Annotated in this window: 10 protein-coding genes and 2 pseudogenes; 8 read left to right on the plus strand and 4 right to left on the minus strand. The window is 54.9% G+C overall.

Annotated elements, in window-relative coordinates; all coding sequences use genetic code 11:
• Nucleotides 1–145 precede the first annotated feature (145 nt).
• A complete protein-coding gene (locus tag AC54AF_RS26010; protein ID WP_496638878.1) occupies nt 146–400 on the plus strand; it encodes a hypothetical protein in 255 nt (84 codons plus the stop codon).
• Between the two features lie 237 nt (nt 401–637).
• On the opposite strand, the gene AC54AF_RS26015 is transcribed toward AC54AF_RS26010, so the two are convergent.
• Both AC54AF_RS26015 and AC54AF_RS26020 read right to left on the minus strand, forming a co-directional pair.
• On the minus strand, nt 638–1,462 hold the full coding sequence (locus AC54AF_RS26015; RefSeq protein WP_496638879.1) for an immunity 49 family protein: 825 nt from the start codon (nt 1,460–1,462) through the stop codon (nt 638–640).
• Between the two features lie 398 nt (nt 1,463–1,860).
• Complete coding sequence (locus AC54AF_RS26020; RefSeq protein ID WP_496638880.1) at nt 1,861–2,181, minus strand: H-NS histone family protein; 321 nt, start codon at nt 2,179–2,181, stop codon at nt 1,861–1,863.
• A 221-nt stretch (nt 2,182–2,402) separates the two neighbouring features.
• Here AC54AF_RS26020 and AC54AF_RS26025 point away from each other — a divergent pair, with 221 nt between their 5' ends.
• The 3 genes and pseudogenes from AC54AF_RS26025 to AC54AF_RS26035 form a co-directional block, all read left to right on the plus strand.
• A complete protein-coding gene (locus AC54AF_RS26025) occupies nt 2,403–2,930 on the plus strand; it encodes a hypothetical protein (RefSeq protein WP_496638881.1) in 528 nt (175 codons plus the stop codon).
• Nucleotides 2,931–3,588: 658 nt separating this feature from the next.
• Nucleotides 3,589–5,247, plus strand: coding sequence for a glycoside hydrolase family 13 protein (locus AC54AF_RS26030; RefSeq protein ID WP_496638882.1), 1,659 nt, complete (start codon nt 3,589–3,591; stop codon nt 5,245–5,247).
• 37 nt (nt 5,248–5,284) lie between these two features.
• A pseudogene (locus tag AC54AF_RS26035) lies at nt 5,285–5,419 on the plus strand (IS5/IS1182 family transposase); the annotation flags it as partial.
• Between the two features lie 946 nt (nt 5,420–6,365).
• On the opposite strand, the gene AC54AF_RS26040 reads toward AC54AF_RS26035, so the two are convergent.
• Complete coding sequence (locus AC54AF_RS26040) at nt 6,366–7,937, minus strand: methyl-accepting chemotaxis protein (protein WP_496638883.1); 1,572 nt, start codon at nt 7,935–7,937, stop codon at nt 6,366–6,368.
• A gap of 767 nt (nt 7,938–8,704) precedes the next feature.
• Between AC54AF_RS26040 and AC54AF_RS26045 the strand changes: the two genes are divergently transcribed.
• Nucleotides 8,705–9,379, plus strand: a complete 675-nt coding sequence (locus AC54AF_RS26045) for a SagB/ThcOx family dehydrogenase (protein ID WP_496638884.1) — start codon at nt 8,705–8,707, stop codon at nt 9,377–9,379.
• Between the two features lie 63 nt (nt 9,380–9,442).
• A complete protein-coding gene (locus AC54AF_RS26050; RefSeq protein ID WP_496638885.1) occupies nt 9,443–9,961 on the plus strand; it encodes a flavodoxin family protein in 519 nt (172 codons plus the stop codon).
• Nucleotides 9,962–10,028: 67 nt separating this feature from the next.
• Here the strand turns inward: AC54AF_RS26050 and AC54AF_RS26055 are convergent.
• A pseudogene (locus AC54AF_RS26055) lies at nt 10,029–10,208 on the minus strand (IS6 family transposase); the annotation flags it as partial.
• Nucleotides 10,209–10,770: 562 nt separating this feature from the next.
• Between AC54AF_RS26055 and AC54AF_RS26060 the strand changes: the two are divergent.
• Together AC54AF_RS26060 and AC54AF_RS26065 are read left to right on the plus strand one after the other, a co-directional pair.
• Complete coding sequence (locus AC54AF_RS26060; RefSeq protein ID WP_496638886.1) at nt 10,771–11,421, plus strand: hypothetical protein; 651 nt, start codon at nt 10,771–10,773, stop codon at nt 11,419–11,421.
• Nucleotides 11,418–12,218, plus strand: a complete 801-nt coding sequence (locus AC54AF_RS26065) for a DUF6036 family nucleotidyltransferase (protein ID WP_496638887.1) — start codon at nt 11,418–11,420, stop codon at nt 12,216–12,218. The genes AC54AF_RS26060 and AC54AF_RS26065 overlap by 4 nt, the downstream gene beginning before the upstream one ends.
• The last annotated feature ends 288 nt before the right edge of the window (nt 12,219–12,506 follow it).

The raw sequence follows: 12,506 nt of genomic DNA on the forward strand, positions 1-12,506 counted from the left end.
ACGGCGGGACTTTCACCCACAGGAGTGCGCCCATGCTGGGCGCACCCATAAAAAAAGCCCTGTAAAAACAGGGCTTTCACTTACTTAGTCATTCCGGGATACAAAGGTTCCCAGAGGAAACTCACTCCATTCGATGGTCAATGAGATGGCTAAGCGCTTGATTTTTCAGTGTTTTCCAAACCTTTCAGAAAGCGATACCCTCAAAAATACCGTCACCAGAAAAATCCGTTATTGCTGGTTTGTCGCGGCCGGGATGGGAGACACCAGTCCGCTTCCTCGCACCTGTCATCCGATTCTTCTGGGCGACAACACATCCATTCCAGCACAGCAGCAATCGAAGCGCTCCGATGATTTTAAGGATACGCCGATCTTCAGCACCGCGCTGTCCTCCTGTCATTAACGCCATATCAGGCCCGCTATAGCGACAGAGACGAGACAATGGAATGCTCCTATCTCTCAACCGTTTTTACCATAGCCCATATCGCCTCCCCTTTTCACGTACCGAGCAAAACAGTCAGTCGAGCCGTATTGGCATTTAATAAAGCGCACCTGCTGCAGATCAAGACGGTCGAGGCTGAGATCCTCTACGAATGATGGACCTGCCCCTTGCCCGCTGCTGGCTCAGCAGCTTGCTGAATTACTCAAACTGTCTTTTTACCCAACGGAGAATGTCTGCGACGACACCTTGGGGAGGAGGAATCCATCCAGGCGCAAGGAATTCATAAACATCGTCATAGCGAGCCAGGGGGCGCACCGGCATCAATGCCATCGGTACCTGCGGGCTATCGATTTGGACAGGAATACCCCTGATCCAGCATAGCTTGGTCTGCAGTACGCCCAGATAGGAAAAGAAATCCTCCTCGGCCACATCGGAGCTTTTGATGCGCGCGCTTCGCGTCTGTATGAAATTCGCCAAGCCAGCTTGGTCACGTTTAAGCAAAAGGGAGAAAAAATCCTGGCCTGCTGCACTATCGGCATGATCTGGCTTGCGGCCGTTCTTGGCCACCTTCTCAATTTTGGACTGTAAGGCACCGTCGTCACCGCGCAATGCAAGTTGGATCATGTGGACATGAAATGCAGTGAGGGTTGGGCCGTTACGCTGTCGAATAAGCTCTTCGGTTTCCGCAACTGCGATTGCTGCGATCACTTTCTCGTTGTCAGAAAGCATACCATACAACAATTCACCTCCAACACAGAAGCTCGCGCCACCATCCTGCCCAATGCTCGCCAGTGCCAACCGGCTAGCGAGATAACAGTTCTGCTTGAAACTATCGAGATTCCCATCCACGAAGAAACCATATATGGCGCACGCACGCGCGTGTTCAGCCAGAGTTGTGAGAACAGCACCTAGCCGCATTTGCTTGCGCCGATACATATAGCTATCAACGGAGTCGGGAACTTCCCCCGCCAAAAAAGACAAAAGATTTTTCAACCTATCTGCTGGGCTACGTTCCGCCGTCATTTTTCACCTTTGTTTAATTTTATGATCACTGCCCTATTGCGCAGGTAGGAGTCAGGCCTGCCATTAAGACATGATTAAACCATGAATACCGACGACATCTGAGCTGGAGTAAGGAGCACGTACGCGGAAGGAGGATCAAGAAAGGAATGGGGGGCCAGGTCTATCACTCTGCCTCGGACGAAACAGTATTCCGAACACCAAATAGCAAACTAATATAGACTCATCAAAGAAAAATAACTAATCAACGCTGAGATCGTGTCTGAATGGCAAACCTGATTGCGCCCCCTATAATCTGTCCAGCGCATCGCAGCGACTTTGCAGTGCTATGAAATATGACAACGACCGTTGATGCTCGTTGCTCTCGCTCTTTTTCCTGCTCAATTCGATTCGAATATTAATTAGATTCGGATTCCGTCGAGCGACTGGTGCTTCTCCATCCATGACTTGACCCACAAAGGTTGGCGGCCTCGACCGCTCCATTGCTGTTCTTGATTCTCAGGGTTGCGATACAGCGCAGCCACTGCTTTCTTCACCCCCTTTGCTGCCGTGTTTGGTACGCCGGCGATCAACTGCGTCAGCGGCACACCGACACGCTGTGCAATCGCCAGCATTTCAGCACGCGCTTTTTCTAGCTCGTCTTTTTGGCGGCTCTTGATTTCTTGAATTGCTTGCGCTTCGAGCTTTCTTAACTCGGCAAGTGATAATGATGAGATATCCATACGAACTCCTTGAAAGTAGTACAAATTTGGGATGACGCCTGTATGTGACTTGAGCACGCATGCCAAGTGAAAGCCATTCTAAAACAATTCGCGCGTGCTTTAGCCCCCTTATTTCTCATTGTGCCATCGAAATACCTAGCGATAGGGGGCAATTTCGGCTGGAGCCATGCAACTGGCCCGACAACAATAGTGGAAATCACCGTTGCCACGAAAGCCGCAATATGGAACCACGATCCCCTTCGTTCGCATCGACCTGGCTTCTGGCCATGCTCCAAGGACAGACCTATGACCAGATCGCAGCGCGGTTTCGTGTCACGAAGTCGACGGTGTCCAAATCGGTTGCTGATTTAGCGCGAGATCTACAATCCGTCGTAGGTGTGATCGGCATCGACGAAGACAGTGCTCCCACTGCTCAGGTCATCCGCGCGAATGGGAAAGATTATCTGGAGGCATTGGAACATTTCGTGCCGCTGGCGAAACCTGCGGCCACAGCCTCACCGCCGATCATTGCCCATACGCAGATTGAGCAGCTAGTGCTGCACACGGCACGGCATAGTCGCTGCAAACAGCGCGATATCGCCCTTCTCCTCATGCTTATCCATACCGGTGCACGCCCGAATGAGATCTCCAGGATGCACGCCGACGGCTGCACAGCCGAGGAGATCGCGTTTTATCTTGGGACGCGAGCCGGTACGGTGCGCCGCCTGTTGTCGAAGAGTACCCAGAAACCACCACATCCGCGTATGTAGTCCCTACCTTCCAGCCACAGTTCCTGCAGCGACTCATTGAATAGAAACACCAGCGGCATTTCCTCCCTTCCGTCGAAGTAGTCTTCGTAGCCTAAGTGCAGAGCTGCCCGAAATGCTTCCAGGTGCACAAGCTCACCGCTACCTGCGCCGGGTGCGAAAGGGTTTCTTACGGGGTCCATGCAACCTCCATTAATAGGAAATTCTAGTAAAGTATAAGGTCTTCACGTTATACATGCTTATACTTTAGTAGATTTTGTTAGACTTCTATCCTTGTAGAAAGTTCCAGCGGGCTTCTTTTTTCCACCGGTACGGATTAGCCTTATTCGGCCATAAGCGATGGCGAAGATGTCATATCCGACTGATGCAGCCGCAGCCGCAGCGAGCTTGTGTTGCAGGTTCACGTCTTGGAGGTTGATAACGATGACGTCGTCAACGTCTACATGGTGAATCGCCACTGCTAGTTTAGCCAGTCCTGATCCATAGTTCTTGAAAGATGAAAAGCCGATGGGTCGTGTTGGGCCTGGGTGTCCTGCCAGGATCCTGGTGTGCGATCTCATAGCTGCCGGATCCAACGACGAGGTCGGATCTCCCCTACCCTTGGCGATCCCTTGGCACGTTGCAAGACAGTGCCGCCAATCCATAAGCGAGAAAGACAATCATGTTGGATAAGAAATGGTGGCATAACGCCGTCGTGTATCAGATCTACCCACGTAGTTTTCAAGACAGCAATCACGATGGGGTCGGTGATCTGGCAGGCATCATCGGCAGACTGGACTACCTGCAATATCTGGGAATCAACCTGATCTGGCTGTCGCCGGTGTACCGGTCGCCGATGGACGATAACGGCTATGACATCTCCGACTATCAGGATATCGCCGCTGAATTCGGCACATTGGCCGAGATGGAGCAGTTGATCGCAGAGGCGGCCAGGCGCGACATCCGTATCCTGATGGATCTTGTGGTCAACCACACCTCTGACGAGCATGCTTGGTTCGTCGAGGCGAAGAAATCCAAGGATAGCCCCTACCGTGACTACTACATCTGGCGCAATGCAGGCGCAGATGGCTCCCCGCCCAACCAGCAACGTTCGTATTTTGGCGGGAGTGCATGGGAATACGATGCCGCCAGCGGTGAATATTACTTCCATCTGTTCTCGAAACGACAGCCGGACCTGAACTGGGAAAATCCCCAGGTGCAGGAAGAGGTGCATCGCATGATGAACTGGTGGTTGGACAAGGGTATCGGCGGCTTCCGCATGGATGTGATCGATCTCATCGGCAAACAGGTCGACCAGCAGATTATCGCCAACGGCGCACAACTGCACCCGCTGCTGCAGCAAATGCACCAAGCGACCTTGGCAGCACGCGATGTATTGTCGGTGGGCGAGACGTGGAGCGCCACCCCGGACACCGCCAAGCTGTATTCCGACCCGGCGCGTCAGGAGCTGTCGATGGTCTTCCAGTTTGAGCACATCACCATGACCCACGATACCAAGGATGGGAAATGGAAGCCGCGGCCATTCGATCTGATCGAATTCAAGCAGATCATCAGTAAGTGGCAGACCGAGCTGGCCGATGCCGGCTGGAATTCGCTGTTCTGGAATAACCACGACCTGCCGCGCGCCGTATCCAAATACGGCGACCAGGGCCGTTACCGGGTCGAGTCGGCCAAGATGCTGGCCACCGCGCTACATTTTCTCAAGGGCACCCCCTACGTCTATCAGGGCGAGGAAATAGGCATGACCAATGTACGTTTCGATTCCATCGACGACTATCGCGACATCGAATCGCTCAACCTCTACCACGAACGCACGGCCGCCGGCGTGTCACCGGAGACGATGATGGCCGGTATCCACGCCAACGGGCGGGACAATGCACGCACCCCAATGCAGTGGAACAGCACACACAACGCCGGCTTCAGTAGTGGCACGCCCTGGCTAAAGTTAAATCCCAACTACCCCGAGATCAACGTCGCAGCCGCGCTGGAACAACCCGATTCGGTCTTCTTCCACTACCAGAAGCTGATCGAACTGCGCAAGCACTGGGACGTCATGGTTTACGGACAATACCTGCCGTTGCTGGAGCAGCACCCGCAGGTATTCGCCTACCGGCGCAGCCTGGGTAGCCAACAGCTGGTTGTCGTCAGCAATTTCTCTGGCGAACACGTCGAACTGGATCTGCCGGCAATGCTGCACGGCATTGCCGGGCAAGGCTTGATCAGCAATTATGCCCAGCGTGACAGTTGGACCGACCACCTCAGCCTGCAGCCATACGAATCGTTTGCTATCGCTTATGTGTGTGAGGCGGGGTGCGAGTAAAGCGTTGTTGTGCAATCACATCGAGTCGCGCGAACGCCTGGAAAAATGGCGATGGGTGGTTAAGCGCACGCTGGGCTGGCTGCACCGCTTCCGCCGATTACGCATCCGCTACGAGCGCCGTGCCGATATCCACCAGGCATTCCTCTCGCTTGCCTTCATACTCATCTGCTAGGGATACATTCAGCGGTTTTGTTAGGCGTTCTTAGTGTTCTGCCATGTACCAGGGCTGCGATCTCGTCGCTGCCTGTCCCACCGACGAGATCGGGTCTGGCCTGTCTATCTCCCCTGCCCTGCAGAGACTCCTACCGCGCGCAAGAAAAAGTTGACCTCCCCTACCTATCACTGCCGGCGATGGATGGCTTAGCTTACCGAGGCAACAGCCGAACGCCTGCTTTTGCGCGCTTCAGCGGCACAGTTGGCTACAATAAACTAGCCCATCATCAGTTTCGTGCGCTCGGCCAGATCGGGGACTTTGCCCGCTTGCGGTGGACTGGTCACCACCAAACTCCCAGCCCGCGCAATTGAGAAAAGCAATATTTTGAGCTTCTGAAGAGCGTCTAGCGAACCCATGGCGATTCAGACGGCGAACCCTTGGAGGCCGTACAGGCCTATTGCTGGTCTCAGCACATCCTTCCGCCAGTGGATATTGCCAAAGACAACGACGGTTCCTCCGTCCTGCAGGTTGAGGCCGCCAACAAGCTGCGCGATTACGGCTGGTGGATCAAAAGGATCAGATTGCGCGATGCAAGAATGGAGCATCAGCGCGGCAAGCAACGCCGGACCGCGTCAGCACACGTAACGGTAAGCGGGCAATGGCCATCGAATTCAAAGCTTCGATCCCCCTAGCCATCTCCACCATGTGCCATGTCGGCAGCGGCCACCCTCATAACGTCGTCGCAGTCGCATTGGCCACGCCCCCTACTGTCAAGGTGCAATACCGGCTGGCAAGTCACGCAAGAAACGAATGTGGCACCGTCGACATCATCGCCAGTCCCACAATCGTGGCAACCTACGCGCTGAACCGATAAATGCCTAGGTATTGACTGCATATTGACTGCGGCAAGCGACAGTCGCTGCCTGTCGGTGTCTGTACGTGCTTTCTGGCAAAGCGATGCCTGTCAGCGCCGTCCCAACTTGAACAGGGCCATGGCCTGCTCCAGTTTGATGGCCTGATCCTGCAAGGCGGCCGAGGCACTGGCGGACTGTTCGACCAATGCCGCGTTCCGCTGTGTCACTTCGTCCATCTGCGTAATCGCCTGCTGCACGGTGCCAATACCATGGCTTTGCTCGCTCGATGCCAAGGCGATCTGGCTCATCAGGCCATACACCTTTTCCACCGACTCGAGCATTTCTTGGCTGCTGCTACCTGCATGCCCGGCCAGTTCGGTGCCTGCGTCCACTTGCCGCAAAGACTCCGCAATCAATTGCTTGATTTCATTGGCGGCCGAGGAGCATCGCTGTGCGAGGCTGCGCACCTCACCGGCGACGACGGCAAATCCACGACCTTGTTCACCTGCGCGGGCGGCCTCCACTGCGGCATTCAGGGCCAGGATATTGGTCTGGAATGCGATCGCTTCAATCATGCCGGTGATGTCGCCAATCTTTCTCGACGAGGCGTTGATGTCGGACATCATGCGCACCACTTGCTCAACATTTTCTCCGACCTTGCCTGCCAGTCCACGGGTTATTCCAGCCATGTCACTGGCCTGGTCCGCATTGCCGCTATTTTGCTGCACAGTCACGGCCAACTGCCCCATGCTCGACGCTGTTTTCTGCAGTGCCAGGGCTTGCGCGTCAGTGCGCTGCGACAAGTCCATATTGCCGGACGCAATTTCACGCGTCACAGTACTGATCTGCAAGAAATTATCCCGCACATCGCCCACGATGGAATGCAAATTCACGCGCAACTGACGCAGGGAACGCAGCAATTGCCCCATTTCGTCGGTACGGTCCGTATCGTCCTGCTGGGTCAAATCGCCACCGGCCATGACATCGCAAGCAGCCCTTGCCTGCTGCAAGGGCTGCAACACCGCTGCATGCAATGCATGCCAGAAGAATCCCATGGTGCCGATCAAGACGATCAAAATTCCTGTTCGCCATATGCCGGCATCTGCCGGCAAAACATCTGTACTCCAGCACAATTGCAACAACAGCGCGACCATCAGGAAACTGAAATTCCAGGCAATGCGTCTGCCTAATGGCATGTTGCTCAAACGGCGCAGGGTTGCCAGCCAGCCAGTCCGTACGACAGCGCCCTGACTCAGCGCAATGCCGTGCGTTTTGCCTGCCTTCATGCGAGCGTACAACGTGATCGCCTGCGCAACTTGCGCCCGGTTCGGTTTGGTACGCACGGACATGTAGCCGACGGTACTGCCATTTTCGATCACTGGCGTGACATTCGCCAGCACCCAGTAATAGTCGCCATTCTTGCAACGATTTTTCACCATGCCACTCCAGGAACGACCGGAACGAATCGTTTGCCAAAAATCGGCAAACGCCTCTGCAGGCATATCCGGATGCCGAAGAATATTTTGCGGTGCCCCCATCAGTTCTTGCGCGCTATAACCGCTGATCTCGATGAAATAGGGATTCGCGTAAGTAATATTACCCTGCAAGTCCGTCGCCGAAACGATCGTGCTGGTATCACTGAGTTCGATCTCGTGATCGGTAATCGGAAGGTTCATGCGCATATAGGAAGTCTCTTGGTGAACTCGGATCGTATTCGATCGACGAACGGGTGACGCGCGCCTCAGCTTTCTGGCTCAGTGCCGAGGACATGCTTGCAATGCCAATATCTTAATATTTTCCGATTCCAACAGGCAATTTTTTATTCAAACTAACTCTTACCATGGGCATGGAATGTAACAATTTTGGCGGATCAATTCTCATTCGTACCGATTGGCACAAGTACGTCGTCAATTTGCGAATTTCCGCCAGGTGCAGTAGCGGCATGGTCAGGCCGTTGCACCTCGACGAAGGCCGGCCCTAGTTATTACGAACTTGATAGCCATCACAGCATGCACCACTCTCCAATAGTGATGTTCGATTGGAACCAAGAAACCGGGTGTCGTGCTACGTGTTCTTGCGCTCTTGAACCTAAGCAACGGAACAGCCTCGTGCCGGTCCTAGGATGACGTGTTCGATAGAACCGGGCCACGTCTTACAGAAGTCCTCAGGCTCGACCACCTGGCCCTAAAGTATTAATTTGGCATGATATCGATCAAGGTTTACCCGTGCAGCATTGCCACATCCAAGGTAAGGTAAAGCGCATGGTTCGCCCCCGCGCCTTCGGCAAAGCACCACCGGCATGCTAGTGGTCCTTCACTGTCGAATGCCGCGGAACGGTAGCTGGCTGCCACTGCGGCAGGCCGCGCGAGCGAACCCACTCCGGATTCACCTGGCCGCTCGAGCGCTGTCCAGCCCGGCAACTTGCCAGCCATACCTGAAAGAGCATGCCATGAACCCTGAAACCACCCTCCTGACCAGCGATCCGCTGCTGCACAATCTGCCACTTGACAGCGACCATGCTGCATTGACGCCACTGAGTCAGTCGCTGCTCCAGGTGCTTGGGCAGCGGCGCAGCAATCGCATTTTCTCGGCGCGCGCCGTGCCGATGCCAATGCTGGCGCACCTGCTATGGGCAGCGTGTGGCGTGAACCGGCAGGAGACGGGACAACGCACGGCGCCGTCGGCAAAGAACTGGCAGGAGATCGACATCTACGTGGCCCAGCAAGATGGGCTGTTTCTGTTCGAACCCGCTGCCGGCGCGCTGCGCCAGTTGGCGCAGAGTGATGTCCGTGCTGCCTCCGGTTGGCAGGACTTCGTTGCCAGCGCCCCGGTCAACCTGATCTATGTCGCCGAACTTGCCAAAATGGATCAGGCACAGCGCTGGGAGCAAAAATTCTTTGCCGCGCTCGATACCGGCTACATCAGCCAAAACGTGTACCTGTTCTGCGCCGCCCAAGGCTTGGCGACAGTCGCGCGCGCCTGGGTAGACCGCCCGGCTCTGGCGCAAACGCTGGGGCTCAGGGAAACCCAGCGCATCGTTCTGGCCCAGACGGTGGGCTTTCCCGGTCGCGCGACGCACGCGGCACCACCTCAGGATGGGCGCACAGACGGCGGGGCCAGCTGACGCGGCCCCACTGTACCCGCACAACAAACTATGTCGCCAGTGCCTGGCCGTTGAAGGGAAACCATGAAAAACTGCCTGATCGTCTACTATTCGCGCACCGGCGTCACTGACCAGGCAGTCCATGCCCTGGCAAAAGAATGCGGCGCGGACCTCGAAGCGCTGCAACCGCTGCGCCCCTACGGCAACATCGGCGGCTTCTTGCGTGCCGGGTGGGAAGCCGCACGCCGCATTCCGGCACCGATTGCCACTGTACAACGACGACCATCCGACTACCCTTTCATCGTGCTGGGTACGCCAGTCTGGGCGGGCCACATGAGCGCCCCCATGCGCACCTATATCATGCAGCAGCGGCAGCACTTCCATCGGGTGAGCCTGCTCTGCACCATGGGTGGACGGGGTGGCGACAAGGCACTCGACGAAATGGCAGCCCTATGCCACAAGGCCCCCATTGCCCGGTTATGCTTGCGCGAACAAGAAGTAAGAACGGGGCACTATGTCGAGCGGCTGCAGGCACTGGCGGTAGAACTGGGGCGGCTCGAACCGGCACCTCCGGTATTCGGTCTCCGGTTCTCTCCCATCTAGACGCGACCGCAGATCTGTCGCGTTGTTGATCAGAGGGCTATGTTTTCCCGGCATGGTACTTCTGCCCTCAAATTGGACGGACCTGTCCTGCTAGCGCATAAAATTGATCGGCGAGCAGCTTCATCACTGTGTGATCCCTTGCGAACTGGCTCTTGCGGATCATGTGCATGAGTTCGATGCCAGCAGTCACGGAGCCGGCGGAGTGGAACGATTTGAAGTTGAGTGGCGGCTTGGTCACTCGCTTGATATGAATCGCCACCCGTCGCTTAGACTCTCCTGATCCATGGTTCTTGGAAGATGCAAAACAGATGGGGCGTGTTAGGAGCCTGGGTGTCCTGCCAAACTCCTGGTGTGCGATCTCGTAGCTGGCTGCTCAAACGTCGAGATCGGGTCTGGCCTGTCTATCTCCCATGCCCCGCAGAGACTCCTGCCGCGCGCTAGCAAAAGCAGGCCTTCCCTAGCCATAACTGCCGGCCATGGATGGCTTAGCTGGCCGAGGCAACAGCATAGCGTAGGCTTCTGAGCGCTGTAAGGGCATAGTTGCTTGCGTCGAACTCATGCACATGATCCTCGACGGCCAGTTCGCAATGGCACGCACAGTGATGGCGTCGTTCGCCGACCAATTTGAAGCGCTGGCAGGACAGGTCCGTCCAGTTTGAAGAGATAGTGCCATTTGAGGGAGATGTCGCACTTTGATCAACTACACGACAGAACTGCAACGAATGAGGTGTTTGTTTGCACTCAACTGCAAAAGGATAGTTCGCGCGCCTCACTGCTAGAAGCGCCACGCTGACGATAAAGAGTGCGAGTTGACCGGCACGAATAGATATGTCAACATGGGACATATGATGTCCCATGTTGACAAGGTGGAGATGATGGAAGCCACACTCAAAGAGCGATTAAAAAATTCAATTAAAAAATCGCGTAAAAAGGTATTTTTACGCGAGGATTTTTCACGACTGGGCGGTACCAACCGTCAATTGAGCCGCGCCCTAAGTGAGTTGCAAAGCGAGCAGGTAGTGGTAAGAGCGGGGTATGGCTTGTACATGCGTCCGTCTGTACAAGAGCTGAACCAGGGCATCGAACAGATCCAGCATCGCTTGGGCCGACGCACGCGCCGCGAGGTGACGATCAATGGCATTACCGTGAAGCTAGGCACGCCTTCAAGTTCTCCCAATAAACAGGACTTGCAGGATCGCCGAAAACTCGAAATGGCCTGGCGGATTGTCACGAAATATGCCTTTTCAGACATTCGGCGAATCAGCCTAGAAAACATGGAGCGCTGGCAAAAAAATGGCGTTTGGGTCTCGGCATTTGAGGAATGGCGTCAGTTGCTCACCGAAGGCACAGATCAGCAGGTTCAGGCTGCCATGACAGGCCAAGATGAGAAATCAAACCGCCTACGCCAGTCCGCCCCGTATGCAGGACTATTAACACAAGCCGAGGTGGAGTCCATTTGAAAGTCGAGCAATTACTACATCTGTTGCGTGCTTCGGCAGAAATCGTCGATGACAACCAGTTCATCGTTATTGGTAGCCAGTCCATATTGGGAAAATTTCCACAGGCACCAGCCGACCTTCTATGGTCGGTAGAGGCCGATATGTACGCGAAAAACAAACCACAGAAGACGGAAAAGCTAAACAGCATTGGTGATATGAGCCAATTCCACATAACCCACGGGGTTTATGTTGACCCGGTGGATAAAACAACGGCGATCCTGGCTAAAGGCTGGCAGGGTCGCCTGGTCAACATTGAAACGCACGGTAAGACTGAAGGCCAGAAAGTAACGGGATTGTGCCTGAATCCGGATGATCTTTTTGTCTCCAAAGTGGCAGCCTACCGAGAGAAAGACATTGATTTCGTGAAATCTATGATCAAACACGGCATGGTCAGCATTGAGAGGGTCAAACTACTGGCAACCGATGTTGCGAATCCAATCAATGATTTGGAACTTTCGAAACGCATCGTTCAACGTATTGATCGATTGTTTGCTGAGGTACCTGAGGACGAACGTACCCACATCAATATAGCCAACGGCAAGTACACTGGACATATTGTTGGTATGTCGGACGCAGTAGTACAGCAACTGACGGTCGGTGAGGAAGACTACATCATTCACCACATCAGCCAGCTCACGCCACCCCTGCCCGCACAAGGAGATCTGTGTACGGTGACTTACAAGGGTGGGCGGGCAACGGTTTTCATACACGGGAAAGGGGCTGCGGGCGAAGTACCGAGCCCACCCGGCGGTGCATAGTTTTCAATAGCGGATGCCGTTGTGTATCGATACCCAGCTGGTGACCCAGGACGGCACGGGGCTCTGTCGCATTGGCGACACGAACGCTGCCGCGGGTCAGCTACACCATCGCAACCTTGCCGCCCTGTCCAGTTCAACCAAACGTTGCCCTTTATTCCATTGCGCACCGATGCGTGAATTGATATTCCGATCCCCGAAGTCGCCAATCTTATCCTTGCCTGCGGCTAAGCTTAGTAGACTATCCTGTAGAGATTGCCTTTGCGTTGGATGTGCGCGAAGCCGAGTTCG

Source organism: Janthinobacterium sp. JF4, assembly GCF_059617925.1.